Below are 18,900 nucleotides of genomic sequence, written 5' to 3' on the forward strand. Positions count from 1 at the left end.
CCGCCTCGAACCCCGACCCCGAAGAGACCCCCGTGACCGACCTCCCCCAGATGATCCGCCTCGACAGCGCCGACGACCCCCGGGTGGCCGACTACGCCCGCCTGACCGACGTCCGGCTGCGGCGCAAGCTCGAGCCCGAGCGCGGCATGTACATCGCCGAGTCCTCCAAGGTGCTCCGCCGGGCGCTCGCGGCCGGGCACACCCCTCGGTCCTTCTTCATGGCGGAGAAGTGGCTGGAGGACCTCGCGGACGTCCTCGCCGAGCACCCGGACGTGCCCCTGTACGTCGGCCCGGACGAGGTGCTCGAGCAGATCACCGGCTTCCACCTGCACCGCGGGGCGATCGCGGCCATGCAGCGCCCGGAGCCGGTGGAGCTGGAGCGGCTCCTGGCGTCGTCGCACCGGGTGGCGGTCCTCGAGGACATCGTCGACCACACCAACGTGGGGGCGATCTTCCGTTCGGCCGCCGCGCTGGACGTCGACGCCGTGCTCGTCACCCCGCGCTGCGCCGATCCCCTGTACCGGCGCTCCATCCGGGTCTCCATGGGCACCGTGTTCCAGGTCCCGTGGACCCGGCTGCAGCACTGGACGGCCGACCTGCAGCGGATCAAGGACGCGGGCTTCACCACTGCGGCGCTCGCCCTGAGCGACGACTCGATCACCCTCCAGGAGCTGTCGGCGCGCCGCGACGAGCGCCTGGCCCTGGTCCTCGGCACCGAGGGGGACGGGCTGAGCGCCGCCGCCGTCCACCACGCGGACCTCACCGTGCGGATCCCGATGTCCCACGGCGTGGACTCCCTCAACGTCGCCGCCGCCTCGGCCGTGGCCTTCTGGGAGACCCGGCCCGGCCGCTGACGCCCCGCCCCATAACGATTGCTGACCCAGTTCACCCTCACCTGGAGACTTAGCATTCGGAAAGGCGGATCATGGGAGCACCCGCTCGAGCCCACCGGGGCCCGAGGGGTCTTGGAGAAGGTGCATCATGAAGAAAGTCATCTCATGGCTGGCGGCACTCGTGCTGGCCATGGGGCTGGGGCTCATCGTCCCCGGCAGCGCGAACGCCGCGGCCCCGTACTGCGGCATCACGTGGGGATCGGGGGCCAAGGCCCGCAGCGGTGAGGCGACCACGCCCCGCTACCCCCACGTCACGGACGTCCGGGCGGGGCAGCACCGCTGCTTCGACCGGATGGTGATCGACCTCGACGGCAGGCTGCGGGGCTACGACGTGCGCTACGCCCGGTTCACGGGCATCGGCTCCGGCGACCCCATCCCCCTGCGGGGGACCGACCTGGTGATCACGGCCAACGCCCCCGCCTACGACGGCAGGGGCAGGCCCACCTACGAGTTCGACGACCGGCGGGAGCTCGTGGACGTCGCCGGCTACCGCACGTTCCGCCAGGTCGCGTGGGGCGGCAGCTACGAGGCCCGGACATCGGTCGGCCTCGGCGTGCGCGCGCGGCTGCCGTTCCGGGTGTTCGTCCTCGACGGGCCGGGCCGGGGGTCGCGGCTCGTCGTGGACGTCGCCCACCGGTGGTGAGGCGCCGCGGCCGGGGCAGCGGCGCGGGGGGGGGAACGGCAAGCACCGGGCCCCCCCGCGCCGCGGGACGGCGGGTGAATTTCCACCGGCGATCCGGTACGCTGGACCGCTGGTGCCCGATGCCCCCGCCCTTCCCGGACCGCGCGGACGGACGACGACGGCGCACCGCCCACCGAGCGAAACCGTGGCTGGCAAAATCCAGGCACCGACGACAAAGGTTTGAACCCCATGAAGACTGACATCCACCCGGACTACCACCCGGTCCTCTTCCGCGACCTGGCCTCCGGCAAGACGATCCTGACCCGTTCCACCGCCACCTCGAAGAAGACCGAGACGTGGGAGGACGGCAACGAGTACCCGATCATCGAGGTCGAGATCTCCTCGGAGTCCCACCCGTTCTACACCGGCAAGCAGCGCATCATGGACTCCGCCGGCCGCGTGGAGCGCTTCAACGCCCGCTTCAAGAACTTCGGCAAGTCCAGCAGCTGATCTCCGTCCCGCTCGCGGGGCCCCGCACGATCGCCCGCAGGCCCGGACCGCACCGGTCCGGGCCTGCGCCGTGCCCGCGGTCCCCGGCGTAGGCTGACCCGGGACCACCGGCACGGACGAGGGAAGGACACGGATGGCGCAGGAGCGACGGCACGGGGAGTACAAGGTGCTGGGCGGCAAGCTCGTGGTCGCGGACCTGGACGTGGTCGACGGGCGGCTGGCCGACGTCTCCGTGAACGGGGACTTCTTCCTCGAGCCCGACGAGGCCCTCGAGGACATCAACGCGGCGCTCACCGGGCTCAGCGAGCAGGCCTCCCCGCAGGAGATCGTCGCGGCGGTCGAGGCGGCCCTCGCGCCCGACGTCGTGCTGTTCGGCTTCTCCCCGCAGGCGATCGCCACCGCGGTCCGCCGGGCCCTGGCCCACGCCACGACGTGGGACGACCACGCGTGGGAGGTCATCCCGCCCACCGTCCGCCCCACCCTGGAGAACCTCGCGCTCGACGAGGTCCTCGCCCGCGAGGTGGGCGCGGGCCGGCGCCCGCCCGCCCTGCGCCTGTGGGACTGGGAGGAGCCGTCCGTGGTGATCGGGTCCTTCCAGTCCCTGCGCAACGAGGTGGACGCCGAGGGCGCCCGGCGGCACGGCGTCTCCGTGGTGCGCCGCGTCTCCGGGGGCGGGGCCATGTTCATGGAGGCGGGCAACTGCATCACCTACTCGCTGTACCTGCCGCAGACGCTCGTGGACGGGCTCAGCTTCTCGGAGTCCTACCCGTTCCTCGACCAGTGGGTCATGCAGGCGTTCCAGGAGATGGGCCTGGAGGCGTTCTACGTCCCGCTCAACGACATCGCCACCGAGCACGGCAAGATCGGCGGAGCGGCGCAGAAGCGCTTCGCGGGCGGCGGGATGGTCCACCACGTGACCATGAGCTACGACATCGACGCGCAGAAGATGACCGAGGTCCTGCGGATCGGCAAGGAGAAGCTCTCCGACAAGGGGCACCGCTCGGCGAAGAAGCGCGTGGACCCGCTGCGCCGGCAGACCGGCATGGCCCGCGCCGACGTCGTGGGCAAGCTCGTGGAGGTCTTCGCGGGCCGCTACGGCGCCGCGGAGGGCACCGTCCGGGACGCCGAGATCGCCGCCGCCCGCGAGCTCGTGCGCACCAAGTTCGCCACCTCGGAGTGGATCGCCCGGGTGCCCTGACCCGCCCGTGGCCCTTCTCCGCCCCCGGCTCTCCCAGCGACCTCCGGGCGACCTCCGAGCAGCGGCGGCCTAGCATGGGCGCACCGACCGGGGCAGGTGCCGCGACCGGCGTCCGCCCGACCCACCGAACGGGGAGCCTCTGATGACCGTCCACGACCGCGAATCCGCCCGCGACGCCGACCGTGGTGCCGAGCGCGCGGCGGCCGCCCCGCGCCGCCGCCCGGTCCGGCGCGTGCTGCTGGTGCTCCTGGGTCTCGTGCTGGTCGTCGCCCTGGTGGCCGCCGCGTTCGTCTGGAACCTGGGACGGACCTTCGACGCCCGCAAGCAGGTCGTGGACGACGCGTTCCCCGCCGAGAGCGGGCGCCCCGCCGCGGGCTCCGCCCAGGACCGGGGCACCACCGTGCTGCTGCTCGGCGCCGACAGCCAGCCCGGCGGGCGGGCGGACGTGGGCGTCGAGGGGGTGCGGGCGGACACCATCATGCTGGTGCACCTCCCCGAGGACGGCGGCGAGGCCTACGTCATCTCCGTGCTGCGGGACACATGGGTGCCGATCCCCGGGGTGGGGGAGGCGAAGATCAACGCCGCCCTCGATCTCGGCGGCGTCCCGCTGATGGTCGGGACGGTCGAGGACCTCTTCGGCACCCGGGTCGACCAGGTCGCCGAGGTGGACTTCGCCGGCTTCCAGGCCCTCACCGACGCCCTCGGCGGCGTGACCGTCGACGTGCCCCAGGACTTCGTGTCCAACGAGGGCATGACCTTCGAGCAGGGCCCCGAGCACATGGACGGGGAACGGGCGCTCGAGTTCGTCCGGGAGCGCAAGGCCTTCGAGGACGGGGACTTCCAGCGGGTGGAGAACCAGCGCAACTACGTCCAGTCCGCTCTCGAGCGGCTGCTCGGCCCGCAGACGCTGCTCAACCCGGTCCGGCTGCACACTGTGGTCAGCGACTTCTCGCCCTACCTGACGGTGAGCGAGGGGCTCGACGCGGCGTGGATCGCCGGGCTCGCCCCCGACCTGGCCGGTCTCTCCGCCGGGGACCTGCGGATGACCACGGCCCCCGATCAGGGCCTCGGCGTGTCCCCGGACGGGCAGTCCGTGGTCCTGCCCGACCTCGAGGCGATGGCGGGCATCGGCACGGCCGTCGCGGCGGACGATCTGGGCCCATATCTTGCTACGCTGAACCCTGACGATCAGTAGTTCCCCACCGGCCCCCGACCCGGCGAGAAACGTCTTCCCCCGCCCGCAGCACGCCCCGTGATCGACCGGGACGGCCCCTCTTGACCCCCCGCGAGAAGGCCATGCCGCACACTCCCCGCCCCTTCAGTCCGGACGACGAGCCCGAGGCCTTCTGGCTGCCCGCGGCCCGGCTTCTCCCCGCCGCCGCGGCGCGACCCGCCGCCCGCGCCCTGCTGCGCAGTCCCTGGCCCGAGGCCGGGGCCGCCGTGGTCCGCGCCCTGGGCCCGGACCCGCGCGCGGAGCGGCAGCTCGAGCACCGGCTCGGCCGGGCCCGCCGCAGGCGTCCCGCGCCGGGCGCGGCCCGGCGCCTCGCCGAGGCCGCCCTGTCCGCGGGCCGCGTGGCCGAGGCGGACCGGTTCCTCGCGCTGGTGCCGCCCGGCACCAGCGACCTCGCCGGCACGCGGGCCCGCCGCCACCGTTACGTCGGCCGGATCTCGGAGGCCGTGGTCGAGCTCCGGCGCGCCGTGGCCGCCGGGCGAGCCACGCCGGGGGAGCGCCGCCGGCTGCTCCACTACGAGGACGACCTGCGGCTGCTCTCCGGCTGGCGTCCCGCGCTCACCCCGGTGGTCGGCTACCGGCCGGAGGCCGCCTCCGTGCTGCACGTGCTGGCCGAGGCCCCGCCGCGCGCCCTGGGCCGCCGCGCGCCGCGCCACCACTCCCTGCTGTCCGCGACCGTGGCCCAGGGCTGGACCGTGACCGCGGTGACCCGCCCCGGTCCCGTGCCCGCCGACGGCCGGTCGCACGGGCCGGCGCCCGAGGTGCTCGACGGCGTCTCCTACCACTGGATCCTGCCCGCCCGCAGCGCGCTGCTGCCCACGGCACGACTGCAGCAGGAGGCGCAGGCCCTGCTCGAACTGGCCCTGCGCGCCCGGCCCGCCGTGCTGCACACGACGAGCCGTCCCGGCAACGGCCTCGTGACCCGCGCGGTGGCCGAGGCCCTGGGTATCCCGTGGGTGTACGAGGTGCGCGAGCTGCCGGCCGACCGGTGGGCGGCCTCCCGTCCCGCCGAGGCCGTCACGAGCGAGCGCCACCGGCTCGACTGCGCCCGGGAGGCCGAGGTCCTGGCCGCCGCGGCCGACGTGGTGACCACGAGCCGTGCGATGGGCGAGCGGGTGCGGGCGCTGACGCGGGCCCTGCCGGCCGGCCCGGTCCCGGTCCGCGTGGCGCCCCCCGCCGTGGACGGCCCCTACCTGGCGGATCCCCGTCCCCTGCGGGAGGCGCGCCGGGTGCTCGGGCTGCCGGAGACGGCCCGGGTGGTGGGCGCGGTCGCGGACCTGGTGGAGCACGAGGGCCTCGACGACCTCCTGCGCGCCGCGGCCCTCGTGCGCGCCGACGTGCCGGAGCTGCTCGTGGTGGTCGTGGGCGCGGGCCCGGCGCGGCGGGAGCTCGAGCGCCTGGCCGCGGAGCTCGGCCTGGGCGACCGGGTCCGCTTCACGGGGCGGGTCCCGGACGAGCAGGTCGTGCAGTACCACCAGGCGTTCGACGTGTTCGTGGTCGCCCGCAAGGACCGCCCGGTCACCCGGGCCGCGGCCCCGACCGAGTCCGTCGAGGCCCTGGCCACCGGGACCCCCGTGGTCGCCTCGCGGCTGCCGGTGCTCGCCGAGACCGTGGCCGACGGCATCACCGGGATGCTCACCCCGCCGGAGGAGCCCGAGACCCTCGCCACGGTCCTGCGGATGATGCTCGAGTGCCCCGCCGTGCGCCGCTGCCTCGGCGGCGAGGGCCGGCGCCGGGTCGTGCCGGGAGGGACGTGGCACGGCGTGGCCGCGGCGGCCGCGGAGGCCTACGACCACGTCACCGGGCGCGCCGGGACCGAGGAGGCCTCGGCCTGAGCGCGGTGCGCTCTCAGAGCAGGCCGAGGCGAGCGAGGCGGCGGCGCGCGGCCGCCTCGCTCGGCCCCGTCTCCCCGAGGGCGCGGCCGACCACCGCCAGGGTGAGCCCGGCGGCGCTGCGCGTGGGCAGCGGCACGGGGCCCAGCCGCGGACGCTCGAGACCGAGCAGGTCCAGCCGGTCCCCGGGCAGCGAGTCCACGACGGCGGCGAACAGGGCCCGGTAGCCCGGCAGCAGCACGGGGTCCAGGGGCGGGCGGCGCAGGAACGCCACGACGTCGTCCACGCGCGGGCCTCCGGCGAGGCGGGGGCCGAAGGACCGGAGGCGCTCGTCCAGCTCGGCCTCGGAGCGCGGCGGCCGCTCCACGCCCATCAGCCGGCCCGCCACGGCCCACTCCCGCACGTAGGCGTCCGGCCCGCCCGGGATCGTCCCGCCCCACCGCTGGTGGGAGCGCAGGAACGCGTCCGTGAACGCCAGGTGGACCCACTCGGCGAGCTCGGGGCCGTTCGCGCAGTACGGGCGCCGCACGCCGTCGGCCCCGGTGTAGGTGCCGCGCACGCCGTCGTGGATCCGGCGGACGTGCGCCGAGGCCCGGTGCGCGGCGGTGGTGTCCCCGTAGGTGACGGTGAAGATCCACCGGATGGTCCCGGCGAGGCGCCCCAGGGGGTCGCTCCGGTAGTCCGAGTGCTCGACGACGCCGGCCAGCGCCCCCGGGTGCAGGGCCTGGGTGAGCAGGGCGCGCACGCCCGCGGGGATGGTCGCCATCGACCCGTGCACGGCCCACACCGCCGAACCGGGCCGGAAGTGCCCGGCGTCCTGGCCGTCGGCCAGCGCCAGCTCCCACTCCGGCACGCGGTCCGCCTGTCCGGCGAAGGTCGTGCGCAGCCTGTCCTGCAGCGGCGCCATCAGTCCCACGTCGAGCCCCTTCCGTCCCGGTGACCGGTCGGGCCCATCATGGCCGCCGCCTCCGACATCCGCGGCGGCGCGCCGCGCAGGACCGCGCCCGGATCCGCCACCGGGGCGGGGCCGCAGCGGGCAGGGCCGGGAGCTCAGGGCCGTTCGGAGCCCCCGGGGACCAGTCCGGCCAGGGGCCCGCCCCGGAGGAAGCGCACGAGGGCGGGGGAGCGGGTGACCACCGTCTCCTGGTAGCGGCCGGGCAGCTCGGGGTCCTTGCCGATGACCAGCTGCTCGACGTCGTCGTCCAGGAACATCGCCATGGTGCCCCGCAGCAGCTCCAGCACCGCGTCGTCGCCGAGCAGGTCGCGCACGGCGCCGGGCAGCCGGACGGTGCGCGCGCCGTCGAGGACCAGGTCGGCGAAGTCGGGGGTGTCGCCCTCCGACCACCGGGCCGTGGACGCGGCGGCGACCGCCCCGACGGCCTCGACCGCGAGGGTCACGACGATGGTCGCCTCCGTCAGCGCCGTCCGGACGTCCTCCGCGCGGCCCCGCTCGCGGTTCCGCCGCCAGCGGCTCGGACGGGTGCGGTCGACCACCAGGTACTCCAGCTGCAGCCTGCCCCGGCAGTCCTCCAGGAAGGAGACGGTGACGGTCTCGGCGGGGCAGTCCTCCCGGACGGCGGCGTAGGCCCGGCGCAGCAGGTCCTGCAGGTCGGTGGAGCCGCGGCCGAGCGTGCGCGCCGAGAGGCGCACCGGCCGGCCGTGCTCGTCGAGGCAGCGCACCGTGATCGGGACGCGTGCCACCGTGGTGTCGAGGGGGGAGTCCACGCTGACGTCAGGCCTTCCTGTGCGGTCGGGGAGAGGTCATCAGTCTAGATGCGCAGTCATGATCTGCCCGCGCCCGACCCGTCGCCCGTTGTGGGGACAATCGTGCCCTCACCAGCGGCGACGGCCGGGCCGGAGGCGTTTCCGCGGTCCGGCCCGGCCGTCCCTCCGTGCGCAGGGCCGATCAGGGCCAGGAGCCCTCCTCGGCGTGGGCGACGAACAGCTCGCGGATCTCGCACCCGTGGGGCTGGCCGAGGGCGAACAGGACGGCGTTCGCGACGTTCTCCGGATCGTTGAGCTGGGAGTCGTCCTGCGGCTTGTACTGCTCGTCCCGGTCGTCGAAGAAGCGTGTCTTCATGCCGCCCGGGATGAGCTGGGTGACGCCGACCTCGCCCTTGAGCTCCGCGGCGAGGGCCTGGGTGAAGCCCAGCACCCCGAACTTGGAGGCGCAGTACGCCGTCGCGTCCGAGACGCCCTTCAGCGCCAGGGTGGAGGCCACGGTGACGACCCGCCCCCGGGACTCCCGCAGGGCGGGCAGCGCCGCACGCACCGTGGACACGGTGCCGAACAGGTTGACCTGCACGACCTTCTCCCACTCGGTGCTCGCCACGTCCTCGAGCCGGCCGCAGCGGTCGATGCCGGCCGCGGTGACGACCGCGTCCAGACCGCCGGCGTCCGTCACGGCCCGGCGCACCGCCTCGGTCACCGCGGCGGTGTCCGCCACGTCGACTTCGTAGGCGGTGACGCCGGTGAGCGTGCTGATGTCCCGGTCCAGGACGATGGGGGTGCCGCCGTTGTCGCGGACCGCCTCCGCCACGGCGGCGCCGAGCCCGGAGGCACCGCCGGTGATCAGCACCCGGCCGGGATTGGTGGGCTGGAGACTCATGCAACTTCCTCTCTGCTGGACACGGCCGCGCCCACGGCCGGTGCCGCGGGCGGGCGTGCTGCTCCTCGTCGGAACAGGGGGCAGGCGCCGCGGGTGCGACGGCCTGGCCCTGCTACCGTAGCCGCTCCCGAGCCGTTCATCAGTATGCTCATCAGGACGGCCCCCGGGGTGTCCGCACCCGCACGGCCGGAGGACGCCCGCCCGCACGGAGAAGGAGTTCCATGACCACCGCAGCACCCGCCACCGCCCCGACGACCGAGCTGACCGTGCAGGATCCGCGGGACGGGTCCACGGTCGGCACCCTGGCCGCCGCCACGGAGGAGGAGGTGCGGGCCGCGGTCGAGACCGCCCGCGCCGCCGCCCGGGACTGGGCCCGGACCGCCCCCGAGGAGCGCGGGAAGGCCCTGCGCGCGGCCGCCGACCGCCTGGCCGCCCACGCCCAGGAGCTCGCCGCGCTCAACGCCCGCGAGACCGGCAAGCCCGTCGAGGAGTCCCTGGGCGGGGTCATGGCAGGGGTCGGCACACTCCACCAGTACGCCGAGCTCGGCCCGGTGCACCGGGGCCACAGCCTGCGCGGCAGCGTGCTCGCGGCCGACTACACGGTCGCGGAGCCGCGCGGCGTCGTCGTCGCCCTCACCCCGTGGAACGACCCCGTGGCCGTGGCCGCGGGCCTGCTGGGCGCGGCGATCGTCACCGGCAACACCGTGGTGCACAAGCCGAGCGAACGGTGCCCCCACCTCGGAGCCCGCCTCGGGGAGATCCTCGCCGGGGTCCTGCCGGCCGGCGTGCTCGGCACCGTCACCGGCGGCGCCGCCGTGGGGCAGCTGCTCACGGCGCTGCCCGGCGTCGACGTCCTCGCCCACGTCGGCTCCACCGCCACGGGGGAGGCCATCGCCCGCGCGGCGGTCGGCACCGGCGCCCACGTGGTCCGGGAGAACGGCGGCAACGACGCCCTGGTGGTCGACGACGACGTCGACCCCGTCTGGGCCGCCGGGCAGGCCGCCCTCGGCGCGTTCGCGAACTCGGGCCAGATCTGCGTGGCGGTCGAGCGGATCTACGTCCACCGCGGTGTCGCCGAGCCGTTCCTCGAGGCGCTCGCCGAGGAGGCCCGCCGGCGCAACACCGACGGCACGCTCGCGCCGCTGGTCGACGAGCGGCTGCGCGAGGAGGTCCACCGCCAGGTCGCCGAGAGCGTCGCCCAGGGGGCGGTCGTGCTCGAGGGCGCCCAGGTCCCGGAGGGCCCCGGCGCGTTCTACCCGGCCACCGTGCTGCGCGGGTGCACCCCCGCGATGACCGTGATGACCGAGGAGACGTTCGGGCCCGTGGCGCCGGTCCAGGTCGTCGACAGCTTCGACGAGGGGCTCCGGCTGGCCGCCGCCGACCGCTACGGGCTGGCCGCCACCGTGCTCACCGGCCGGATCGCCCACGCCCAGCGCGCCGTGGCCGAGCTGCCCGTGGGCACGCTCAAGGTCAACAACGTCTTCGGCGGCGCCCCGGGCGGTGCGGCGCAGCCGCGGCGGGCGTCCGGCGCGGGCTTCGGCTACGGCCCCGAGCTCCTCGACGAGATGACCCAGGTGAAGGTCGTGCACCTGGAGATGCCGCCCGAGGCCGGCTGAGCACTGGCCGCGGCCCCCGTGGGCCCGGGCCGCGGAACTCGGGTCCTCACCGCCGGCGCCGGGGCTCGAGCAGCCCCCGGACCCGGTCCGAGGGCTGCTCGCCCAGCTCCGCCGCGAGGGCCGAGCGGTACTCCTGGAAAGCCCGCCGGGCCTCGGCCTCGTTGCCGAGAGCGAGGTGGGCGCGGAGCAGCAGGCGCACGGCGCTCTCGCGCAGGGGAGCGGCGTCTCGGACCGTCCGGGCCAGCGCGAGGGCGTGGTGGACCTCCCCGCGGACCAGGCAGAGCTCGGCCCGCTCCTCCACGGCGTTGACGTAGAGCTCCTGCAGCCGGGCCTGCTCCTCGACCACCCAGTCGTCGTACCAGCCCGGCAGCAGCGCCACCCGGGGGCGGTCCAGCACCCAGGCGTCGTCCCGCTCGGCGGACCAGGACGCCACCGGGCGCACGACCAGCTCGAGCAGACGGTGCAGGTCCACGTCGACCGCCCCGGAGAGCGCGAGGTCGCCGCCGTGGCCCGCGAGGGCCCCCGGCACGCGCCGGGACAGGGTGAAGACGGCCGCGCGCAGGCTGCCGAGCGCGTGGTCCTCCGGGCACTCCGGCCACAGCAGGCCGGCGAGGTAGTGCCGGGACCGGGGGCCGTGGACCGCCAGCGCCGCCAGGAGCCGCTGCTGCCGCGCCCCGGTGTGCACCGGGGCGCCCTGCACGGCGAGGTCCCAGCTCCCCAGCAGGTGCAGCGTGATCGGCCTCCGCTCGCCCATGATCCCGCTCCCCCCGGCTGACCAGGCACAACGTCCGCGCCCGGGTTCCACCGCCATGCTCTGCCGCGGGGTGGGGGAAGTCAACGGGATGTCGTGCCCCGCCGCGAGTGCGTCCGTGCCGGGTCCCTGCCGGGTCCCCGCGCGGCGGGGGCCCGGCGGGCCGCCCCGCCGGGGCTCAGAAGCGGCGGCGGACCCGGATGGTGTTGGCCAGGCGCCGGACCTTGGGCACGTTGGTGGAGAGCACGAGATAGCCGGTGAGCGTGCCCACGGTGGTCGCGCCGCCGGCGATCAGGGGGGTGTGGAACTTCCGCCACCGTTCCGGGTCGGACGCCAGGATGTGGGCCATGCCGTTGATGGACGCGGCGATCACCGCGCCGGCCACCACCTGGTGGCCGATCTTCTCGCCGCGCTTGAGCAGCGGCTCGAACTCGTCGGCGCGCAGGTGGACGTCGAAGCCGCCGCGCTCCAGCACCACGATGAGCCGCCGGAGGTACTCGGGGGCCTCCACGCCCATCTGCACCGCGTCCTGCAGGATGTCGCGCACCCGCTTGGCCAGGATCTCGGGGGAGAGCCGGTGCAGCACGAACCGCTGGGCGTACGGGGCGAGGACCGAGACGAGGTCGAACTCCGGGTCCAGGCCGGTGCCCACGGACTCCGCCGTGACGAGCATCCGCAGGAACAGGGCGGACTCGCGCGGCAGGTGCATCCGGTAGCGGCGCAGCATCCCGATGAGGTCGCCCATCAGGTGGCCCACCCGCACCTCGTGCAGGGGCTTGTTCGCGTAGCGGCGCAGCAGGATCGCCACGTCCCGCTCGAGGTCCTTCTTGTTGACGTCCAGCTCCTGCGAGGTCAGCCCCAGCAGCCCCGCGGCGACCCGCCGCGGGTTCTCCTGCACCACGCCGAGCATCAGGGTCACCAGGTGGTCCCGGAACTCGTCGGTGAGGGTGCCCATCATCCCGAAGTCGATGATCCCGATCCGCCCGCCGGTCTCCACGAAGAGGTTCCCGGGGTGCGGGTCCGCGTGGAAGAAGCCGTGCTCGAAGATCATCCGGCAGATGGCCTCGGTCGAGTCCACGGCCAGCAGGTGCCGGTCGAGCCCGGCGGCCTCGAGGGCGGGGTAGTCGTTGATCTTGATCCCGCGGATCCGCTCCATCGTGAGGATCCGGGAGGTCGAGGCCTCCCAGAAGATCTCCGGGACGTGCACCCGGGGGTCGCCCCTGAAGTTCTCGGCCATCCGCTGGGCGTTGCGGGCCTCCGTGAGGTAGTCCAGCTCGTCCCGCAGGGACTGGGCGAACTCGTCCGCCAGACCCACGAGGTCGAAGTGCTGCACCGCCGGCCAGTAGGTGGACAGCAGCTTGGCCAGCTCCGCGAGGATCTCGAGGTCGCGGTTGACCTCCTCGACGACGCCGGGGCGGCGCACCTTCACGACGACGTCCACCCCCTTGTAGACGGCCGCGTGCGCCTGGCCGATCGAGCCCGTGGCGAGCGGCACGGGGTCGATCTCGGCGAGGATCTCCTCGGCGGCGGAGTCGGGCTCCGACTCGATCATCGCCCGGATCCGCTCCGGCGGCACCGGGGGCGTGCTGTCCTGCAGCCGGGTCAGCTCCTGCACGTACCGCGGCGGCAGCAGGTCCGGCCGGGTCGAGACCACCTGGCCGAGCTTCACGAACGTGGGACCGAGCTCCTCGAGGGCCTGCCGCAGGTGGACCGGCTGGCTGTAGAGCTTGTCGGGGTCGATGAGCCGGACCCGGGCCAGCGGTGCGCGCCACTCCTCCTTGATCCCGCCGAGGGCGAAGCCGAAGCCGTGCTTCGAGAGGACCTCGAGGATCTGGAGGAAGCGTTCCCGGCGGCTGATCATCGGCGGGCCGCTCCGGTGCTCATCCGGGCGAGGTAGAAGGACATGAAGCCGGTCGCGACGGCCACGATGAAGCACAGCGCGCTCACCAGCGGTTCGATGCCGAGGAAGACCACGCCCACCCCGCCCAGCAGCACGGTCATGGCCAGCAGCGTCCACACGGCCACGTGCACCCGGCCGAGCACGCCGGTCCCCGGGCCGGCGGACGAGCGCTGAGCGGACACGTCGTCGTCGTGCCCGGCGCGCTCCGCGCCCCCGGACCCCGCCGCGGAGACGGCCAGGCCCTTGCGCCACTTCTTCGCGTTGCGCGAGCGGTCGGCCTCGGCCGGGACGTAGGCGTCCGGGACGGGGAAGCTGCCGCCGGGCGGCAGGAGCTCGGGGACGTCGTTGGGCAGCTGCTCGAACCACTCCGCGGGGATGTCCTCCGGACGCGCGGCCTGGAGGGTCATCGAGACCTCGAAGGCCGAGCCGCGGATGGTGCCCCACACCGCGGTGAGCTTCTCCTGCTGGAAGGCGTGGTCGATGATCGGGATGAACTGCTGGGACATCTGGGTGGAGAGCCGGCCCACCTGGCGGCGCTCGTAGAGCACGTCGACGATGTCCAGGGTCTGCCCGTGGTGGTTGCGGACCTTGTTCGTCTCCAGGGTCAGCATCACGCGGCCCTCCCCGGACGGGGGGATGACGCTGTGCAGGTACTCGGCGAACTCCTGCTCGTCCAGGACCTTGATCGACGGGCCCTGCGGCAGCACCGCGGCCTGCGCCGGGGGCGTGTTGAGCGGGAACAGCAGGTCCGGGGCCGCGATCGACAGCCGCGCCGCGGCGTCGACCTCCGCCTGCCCGTCCTGGCGCAGGACCGTGGCCTCCAGCTTCAGCGGCGCCACCGGCGTGTAGCCGGACGCGATGACCCGCGCGAGGTAGGGCCAGTACCGCTGCGCGTCCTGCTGGGCGAGGTGGCCGATCTTGTTGGGCCCGATCCGCACCGAGACGGTGTGGGGGTCGAAGGGGTTGTCCGGCTCCGGGACCAGCGCCGCGTTGCCCGTCCAGGTGCGCAGCTTGCCGAAGGACAGACCGCCGAACACCCGCATGATCTCGGTGTCGTAGAAGTTCTCCGTGACGATCTCCAGAGAGCCGCGGTCGTTGAGCGCGTAGTCGGTCATGGTCTCCCTCGATGGAGCTGGGGCATCAAGTCGTCAATAGCTTCTCACGATTCCCGTGACGCCCGGTCCACCGCCGGGCCCGTACGGTGTCCGCGCTGACTGGTGCAATGATGGCCGATCAGGACACCGGGCGGGCCCCGGTGACCGCCCGGGACGAGAGCCGGACCGGGACCCCCGAAGGAGGCGCGCGGATGCCCCAGGGCCAGGACCTCCCGCCCGAGCCGGACCGCCCGGCGGTGGACGTCGACGTGCTGCGCACGCTCTTCCTCAGCCCCGGCGACTGGATCCACCGGCGCGTGGAGTCCGTGCTGATGAGCCCCGACGGGGTCACCCGCCGGAAGGTCTCCCTCGACGTCGACCTCGCCGTGCGCGCCCCGTGGCCGGCCGACGGCGCCGGCCGGCTGCTGGTGCCCGTGACCATCCAGGCCAAGCAGCCCCTGCGCAACTTCGACGCCGTCTGCCAGGGCGACCCCGTCCCGGTCCTCAGCACCGAGGACAACGGGGCGCTCGCCGAGCTGCTGCTGCGCGGACTGATCCCGGAGCAGCTGCCGCTGGCCGAGGCGGCCGTCCTGGCGGACGACCACGTCCCGGCGATCGTGCACGCCCCCGAGCTGCTCGTGGAGGACGCCCTCGACGGGTTCTGGGCCTACTGCGAGCACCTGCGCGCCGTCGTCCAGGAGCTCGTCGACCGGGGGCGGCTGCCGGCGGAGGACGCCGAGCACTGGGAGGCCGACCTCGCCCTGTTCACCACCGTGGCCGACCAGCTGGCCCGCGGCTTCCTGCTGACCTTCGCGCTGCCCGCCGAGTTCGCGGGGCGCCGGCTCGTGCTCAAGTACTCGATGGACGAGCAGTACGCCGCCGGCCGGAGACCGCGCGCCCGGGACCGGCTGCGGCACTGCTGGATGCCCTGGGTGGGTCGGGTCGGCCTGCACGACCTCGCGTCCTGCCGCAGCTTCCACCTGGAGCTGACGGTGCCCCCGGAGGTCCGGCTGCACGAGTTCACGGTCCTCTCGCACGAGGGCGGGCGCCCCGGCGGGCCGGGCGGCTCGCACCGGGCGGTGGACCGGGTGCTCGCCGAGGACCGCGCCGTGCGGCGGTGGCCCGGGGCGGTGCGCGGCCACCTGGCGCTGCGGCCCACGTCCCGGTTCGACGACGCCTTCTGCGAGATGGTGATCCTGCCGGCCCGGCAGGGGATCACGGCGTTCGCCTCCGTGGCGGTCAGCCTCATCACCGCGGTCCTCCTGCTCGTGGGGCTCGTCGCCACCGTGCGGGAGCACGTCCTGGGGCCGGGCTGGCAGGTGCCCTCCGCGGCGGCCTCGATCGTGATGTCCGTGGTGGCGGTGCTGCTGTCCTGGATCAACCGGCAGCCCGAGCACGACATCTCCGTGCGCGTGATGCGCCCCCTGCGCTACGCGCTGAACCTGGAGGCGCTGGTCATGCTGATGCTCGCCGGCGCGGCCTCCGTCCCCTTCACCCCGGTGGCGGCCGCGGCGTACTGGTCGGTGCTCGTGCTGCTGCACGTGCTGTCCCTCGTGCTCGTGGCGCGCACCTGGTGGGTGCGGCGGTCCGTGGACCGGGGCTGGTTCACGTCCCGGGCGCGGCGGCACGGCCGATGACCGGCGGCGCTCTGTTCAGTGGGGCGGCGGCCTCCTACACTGGAGGTGTCACGGAAAGGATCCACCATGGCCTATGACGCCCGGACCGGTCCGCAGGCGCCCCAGCCGCGCCGCGAGCACCGCAACGACTCCAAGGTGAACCTGCTGCAGCTGGGCAACTCGTCGATGTCGCTCGGCCAGAGCCTCGACCGGCGGGTCTTCAAGTCCAACGAGGACGCCCAGCGCGCCGTCGACCGCGTGCTGCGCCGCTCGGGGCGCCCCGCCACCTGAGCCCGCGCCGCCCGGAACCGCCGGGTCCCCCGGACCGTCGCAGTCCCCCCGGTGCGCACCGGGGGGACTGCTGTTGCCCGGAGGACCCGGGGCCGGCCTCGGCGTGCGGGGGTCAGGGGCGCGCCGCCGCCTGCGCCCGCAGCGCCCGCAGCAGGTGGTCCCGCTCCTCGACCAGGATCCGGCGCAGGGCGGCGGGCGCCCCGGCGTGGTTGCTCAGCCACAGCTCCGTGCGGGCGAGCACCGGGTGGTGCTCGGGGTCGTGCCCCGGCTCGAGATCGGCGCCGGCGGGGTAGAGCCCCTGCACGATGCGGGTGGCCATCCCGATGGACCGGCGCGCCCACACCTCCTCCAGCATGGCGAAGTACCGCTCCCGGTACGGCTCCACCAGCTCCGCCGGGCCCAGCTGGAAGCCGGCGACCGTGGCGCTCAGCAGGTCGTTGGACAGCTCGTCACCGGTGATCGCGTCCCAGGCCTCCGCCTTGGCCCGGGGGAGCGGGCGGGCGGCGCGGGCCCGGGCCCAGCCGACCTGCCCGGTGCGGGTCCGGTCGGCGGCGCGCTCCCGTTCCAGGGCGGCGTCCAGGACGGGGTCCTCGCCGTGGCCGGTGGCCGCGAGCGCCGTCCACAGCGCCCAGCGCAGGTCCGAGCCCAGCCGCAGCCCGGGCAGCGCGTCCCGCCCGCCCAGGAGGTCGCGCAACCATCCGGCGTGGCTGCCGTCGCGCCGGGCCGTGCGGGCGGTGAGCCGGGCGAGGGCCAGCTGCCGGTCGCTGCCCGGATCCGCCCGGCGCAGCTCCCGGACGGCGGCGTCTAGCAGCCGGCCCCGAAGCCGGGCCCGCCGGGCGGTCGGGGTGAAGCGCTCGACGGCCTCCACGGCGTGGTCCACGGCGGTGGAGAACATTCCGGTCTGCGGCTCGGCGAAGCCGTGGTCCAGGACGGCGCCCACCCAGTCCCCGGGGTCGAGCTCGGCGTCCCGGGTGGCGTTCCACAGCCCCGACCACAGCTGGGCGCGGGCCATGTCGTCCTCCACGGAGGACAGGGAGCTCAGGGCCGTGGTGAGCGAGAGCGGGTCCAGGCGGGTCTTGGCGTAGGTGAGGTCCTCGTCGTTGACCACCAGCAGCGGCGCGGTCGAGCCCACGAGCTCGGGGACCTCCACGGAGGACTCGGCGGGCAGGTCCACGCTGACCGTGCCGGTGCGCACCAGGACGTCCCCGGGACCGCGCTCGTAGCCGCCGAGCAGCAGCCGGTGCGGGCGCAGCACCCCGGCGCCGGGGTCCTGGAGCAGCGCCGCGAAGGTGACGGTGCCGTCGTCGTCCCGGGCGAGGTCCAGGGCCAGCGAGGTGACGCCGGAGGTGCCCAGCCAGGACTCCGCCCAGCCGCGCACGTCCCGCCCGGAGGCCTCCTCGAGCACGGCCAGGAAGTCCTCCAGGGTGGTGGACCCGTAGGCGTGGCGGCGGAAGTAGGCGCGGCACGCGTCGACGAACGCGCCGTAGCCCACGAACGCCACGAGCTGCTTGAGCACCGCGGCGCCCTTGGCGTAGGTGATGCCGTCGAAGTTCTGCCGGGCGGCCTCGAGGTCGTGGATGTCGGCGACCACCGGGTGCGTGGTGGGCAGCTGGTCCTGCCGGTAGGCCCAGGCCTTCCGGCGGTCCGCGAACGCGATCCACGCCTCCTCGAAATCCGTGGCCTGCACCGACGCGTGCGCCCCCATGAACTCGGCGAAGGACTCCTTGAGCCACAGGTCGTCCCACCACGTCATGGTGACGAGGTCCCCGAACCACATGTGGGACATCTCGTGCATGAGGGTGTTCGCCCGCCCCTGGTACTGGGCGCGGGTGGCCCCGTCCGGGAACAGGTACTCCTCGGTGAAGGTCACCAGCCCGGGGTTCTCCATGGCACCCAGGTTGTACTCGGGCACGAACGCCTGCTCGTACTTCCCGAACGGGTACGGGTAGCCGAACAGCTCGGTGAAGAACGTCAGTCCCTGCCGGGTGAGGTCGAACAGCTCGCGGGCGCCGGTGGCCGCGTCGAGGTGCTCGGCCAGCGAGGCACGGCAGTACAGGGCCAGCGGCACGGACATGCGGCTGCCGTCCTCGAAGGAGTGCCGCCACTCGCCCGCCACCCGGTGGTACGGGCCCGCCAGCACCGTGGTGATGTACGTGGAGATCCGCTCCGTGGGGGCGAACTCGTGGCGCACCGCCCCGGGCCGCTCGGCCTCCGGGGCGGGGGACGCCGCCATGCGCACCCCGTTGGAGGAGACCTGCCAGCCGTCCGGGGCCAGGACCGTGAACCGGAAGGACGCCTTGAGGTCCGGCTGCTCGAAGTTCGCGAAGACCCGGCGGGCGTCCGCCGGCTCGTACTGGGTGTACAGGTAGACCCGGCCGTCGGCCGGGTCCACGAACCGGTGCATCCCCTCCCCGGAGCGGGAGTACAGCCCCCGCCCGGCCACCGTGACCTCGTTGGCCGCCTCGAGGGACGGCAGCCGGATCCGGGCGCCCTCCACGACGTCGTCCGGGTCCAGCTCCCGGCCGTTGACCGTCACCGACTCCACGGAGCGGCCGATGAAGTCCAGGAACGTCTGGGCGCCCTCCTCCGCGGCGAAGCGCACCGTGGTCACGGACCGGAACGAGTCCGCCTCCGGGTCCGGCGCGGTGGACAGGTCCAGCAGGACGTCGTAGCTCTCCACGGCGACGAGCTCGGAACGGTCGGCGGTCTCGCGGCGGGTCAGGTTGTCGTTGCGCACC

General features: G+C 74.6%; 16 protein-coding genes. 9 read left to right on the forward strand and 7 right to left on the reverse strand.

Going from position 1 to position 18,900, the window contains the following annotated elements:
- Positions 1 to 50: 50 nt before the first annotated feature.
- From E7Z53_RS10540 to E7Z53_RS10565, 6 genes are all read left to right on the forward strand, one after another.
- Entirely contained in the window at positions 51 to 854 is an 804-nt protein-coding gene (locus tag E7Z53_RS10540; protein WP_031283463.1) for a TrmH family RNA methyltransferase, read from the forward strand.
- Between the two features lie 127 nt (positions 855 to 981).
- Positions 982 to 1,536, forward strand: coding sequence for an AMIN-like domain-containing (lipo)protein (locus E7Z53_RS10545; protein WP_167508885.1), 555 nt, complete (start codon positions 982 to 984; stop codon positions 1,534 to 1,536).
- 228 nt (positions 1,537 to 1,764) lie between these two features.
- Positions 1,765 to 2,025, forward strand: a complete 261-nt coding sequence (locus tag E7Z53_RS10550; protein WP_017834341.1) for a type B 50S ribosomal protein L31 — start codon at positions 1,765 to 1,767, stop codon at positions 2,023 to 2,025.
- A gap of 133 nt (positions 2,026 to 2,158) precedes the next feature.
- Entirely contained in the window at positions 2,159 to 3,223 is a 1,065-nt protein-coding gene (locus tag E7Z53_RS10555) for a lipoate--protein ligase family protein (protein WP_095651509.1), read from the forward strand.
- 142 nt (positions 3,224 to 3,365) lie between these two features.
- Positions 3,366 to 4,418 carry an LCP family protein gene (locus E7Z53_RS10560; RefSeq protein ID WP_176337721.1) on the forward strand — a complete coding sequence of 351 codons (1,053 nt, stop codon included), beginning with the start codon at positions 3,366 to 3,368 and terminating at the stop codon, positions 4,416 to 4,418.
- A gap of 101 nt (positions 4,419 to 4,519) precedes the next feature.
- The gene (locus E7Z53_RS10565; RefSeq protein WP_176337722.1) at positions 4,520 to 6,289 is read left to right on the forward strand and encodes a glycosyltransferase family 4 protein; all 1,770 of its coding nucleotides are present in this window, start codon (positions 4,520 to 4,522) and stop codon (positions 6,287 to 6,289) included.
- Between the two features lie 13 nt (positions 6,290 to 6,302).
- Here E7Z53_RS10565 and E7Z53_RS10570 read toward each other — a convergent pair whose 3' ends face one another.
- The 3 genes from E7Z53_RS10570 to E7Z53_RS10580 all read right to left on the reverse strand — a co-directional run bounded on the left by E7Z53_RS10570 (position 6,303) and on the right by E7Z53_RS10580 (position 8,894).
- Positions 6,303 to 7,193: an oxygenase MpaB family protein gene (locus tag E7Z53_RS10570; protein WP_176337754.1), complete on the reverse strand. Its 891-nt coding sequence runs from the start codon at positions 7,191 to 7,193 to the stop codon at positions 6,303 to 6,305.
- A gap of 143 nt (positions 7,194 to 7,336) precedes the next feature.
- Positions 7,337 to 8,011, reverse strand: coding sequence for a hypothetical protein (locus E7Z53_RS10575; protein WP_017834337.1), 675 nt, complete (start codon positions 8,009 to 8,011; stop codon positions 7,337 to 7,339).
- 181 nt (positions 8,012 to 8,192) lie between these two features.
- Positions 8,193 to 8,894 carry an SDR family oxidoreductase gene (locus E7Z53_RS10580; protein WP_017834336.1) on the reverse strand — a complete coding sequence of 234 codons (702 nt, stop codon included), beginning with the start codon at positions 8,892 to 8,894 and terminating at the stop codon, positions 8,193 to 8,195.
- A 221-nt stretch (positions 8,895 to 9,115) separates the two neighbouring features.
- Between E7Z53_RS10580 and E7Z53_RS10585 the strand changes: the two genes are divergently transcribed.
- A complete protein-coding gene (locus tag E7Z53_RS10585) occupies positions 9,116 to 10,510 on the forward strand; it encodes an aldehyde dehydrogenase family protein (protein ID WP_176337723.1) in 1,395 nt (464 codons plus the stop codon).
- A 46-nt stretch (positions 10,511 to 10,556) separates the two neighbouring features.
- Here E7Z53_RS10585 and E7Z53_RS10590 read toward each other — a convergent pair whose 3' ends face one another.
- The 3 genes from E7Z53_RS10590 to E7Z53_RS10600 all read right to left on the reverse strand — a co-directional run bounded on the left by E7Z53_RS10590 (position 10,557) and on the right by E7Z53_RS10600 (position 14,276).
- Positions 10,557 to 11,264 (reverse strand): AfsR/SARP family transcriptional regulator, encoded by a 708-nt coding sequence (locus E7Z53_RS10590; RefSeq protein ID WP_176337724.1) that lies wholly within the window; start codon positions 11,262 to 11,264, stop codon positions 10,557 to 10,559.
- Between the two features lie 175 nt (positions 11,265 to 11,439).
- Entirely contained in the window at positions 11,440 to 13,122 is a 1,683-nt protein-coding gene (locus tag E7Z53_RS10595; protein WP_017834333.1) for an ABC1 kinase family protein, read from the reverse strand.
- Positions 13,119 to 14,276: a hypothetical protein gene (locus E7Z53_RS10600; RefSeq protein WP_017834332.1), complete on the reverse strand. Its 1,158-nt coding sequence runs from the start codon at positions 14,274 to 14,276 to the stop codon at positions 13,119 to 13,121. The genes E7Z53_RS10595 and E7Z53_RS10600 overlap by 4 nt, the downstream gene beginning before the upstream one ends.
- Positions 14,277 to 14,467: 191 nt before the next feature.
- On the opposite strand from E7Z53_RS10600, the gene E7Z53_RS10605 reads away from it, so the two are divergent.
- Both E7Z53_RS10605 and E7Z53_RS10610 read left to right on the forward strand, forming a co-directional pair.
- Positions 14,468 to 15,892: a hypothetical protein gene (locus E7Z53_RS10605; protein ID WP_136341423.1), complete on the forward strand. Its 1,425-nt coding sequence runs from the start codon at positions 14,468 to 14,470 to the stop codon at positions 15,890 to 15,892.
- Between the two features lie 66 nt (positions 15,893 to 15,958).
- Positions 15,959 to 16,162, forward strand: a complete 204-nt coding sequence (locus E7Z53_RS10610; RefSeq protein WP_017834330.1) for a hypothetical protein — start codon at positions 15,959 to 15,961, stop codon at positions 16,160 to 16,162.
- Between the two features lie 112 nt (positions 16,163 to 16,274).
- On the opposite strand, the gene pepN is transcribed toward E7Z53_RS10610, so the two are convergent.
- The gene (pepN, locus tag E7Z53_RS10615; RefSeq protein WP_035923946.1) at positions 16,275 to 18,899 is read right to left on the reverse strand and encodes an aminopeptidase N; all 2,625 of its coding nucleotides are present in this window, start codon (positions 18,897 to 18,899) and stop codon (positions 16,275 to 16,277) included.
- Position 18,900: the final 1 nt, after the last annotated feature.

Source organism: Kocuria salina (assembly GCF_013368965.1).
Lineage (GTDB): Bacteria > Actinomycetota > Actinomycetes > Actinomycetales > Micrococcaceae > Kocuria > Kocuria rosea.

What these genes read in the sequence shown, in the direction of transcription:
- E7Z53_RS10540 (WP_031283463.1), top strand. Translation starts at nt 51, where the DNA reads ATGATCCGCCTCGACAGCGCCGACGACCCCCGGGTGGCCGACTACGCC.
- E7Z53_RS10545 (WP_167508885.1), top strand. Translation starts at nt 982, where the DNA reads ATGAAGAAAGTCATCTCATGGCTGGCGGCACTCGTGCTGGCCATGGGG.
- E7Z53_RS10550 (WP_017834341.1), top strand. Translation starts at nt 1,765, where the DNA reads ATGAAGACTGACATCCACCCGGACTACCACCCGGTCCTCTTCCGCGAC.
- E7Z53_RS10555 (WP_095651509.1), top strand. Translation starts at nt 2,159, where the DNA reads ATGGCGCAGGAGCGACGGCACGGGGAGTACAAGGTGCTGGGCGGCAAG.
- E7Z53_RS10560 (WP_176337721.1), top strand. Translation starts at nt 3,366, where the DNA reads ATGACCGTCCACGACCGCGAATCCGCCCGCGACGCCGACCGTGGTGCC.
- E7Z53_RS10565 (WP_176337722.1), top strand. Translation starts at nt 4,520, where the DNA reads ATGCCGCACACTCCCCGCCCCTTCAGTCCGGACGACGAGCCCGAGGCC.
- E7Z53_RS10570 (WP_176337754.1), bottom strand. Translation starts at nt 7,193, where the DNA reads ATGGCGCCGCTGCAGGACAGGCTGCGCACGACCTTCGCCGGACAGGCG.
- E7Z53_RS10580 (WP_017834336.1), bottom strand. Translation starts at nt 8,894, where the DNA reads ATGAGTCTCCAGCCCACCAATCCCGGCCGGGTGCTGATCACCGGCGGT.
- E7Z53_RS10585 (WP_176337723.1), top strand. Translation starts at nt 9,116, where the DNA reads ATGACCACCGCAGCACCCGCCACCGCCCCGACGACCGAGCTGACCGTG.
- E7Z53_RS10590 (WP_176337724.1), bottom strand. Translation starts at nt 11,264, where the DNA reads ATGGGCGAGCGGAGGCCGATCACGCTGCACCTGCTGGGGAGCTGGGAC.
- E7Z53_RS10595 (WP_017834333.1), bottom strand. Translation starts at nt 13,122, where the DNA reads ATGATCAGCCGCCGGGAACGCTTCCTCCAGATCCTCGAGGTCCTCTCG.
- E7Z53_RS10600 (WP_017834332.1), bottom strand. Translation starts at nt 14,276, where the DNA reads ATGACCGACTACGCGCTCAACGACCGCGGCTCTCTGGAGATCGTCACG.
- E7Z53_RS10605 (WP_136341423.1), top strand. Translation starts at nt 14,468, where the DNA reads ATGCCCCAGGGCCAGGACCTCCCGCCCGAGCCGGACCGCCCGGCGGTG.
- E7Z53_RS10610 (WP_017834330.1), top strand. Translation starts at nt 15,959, where the DNA reads ATGGCCTATGACGCCCGGACCGGTCCGCAGGCGCCCCAGCCGCGCCGC.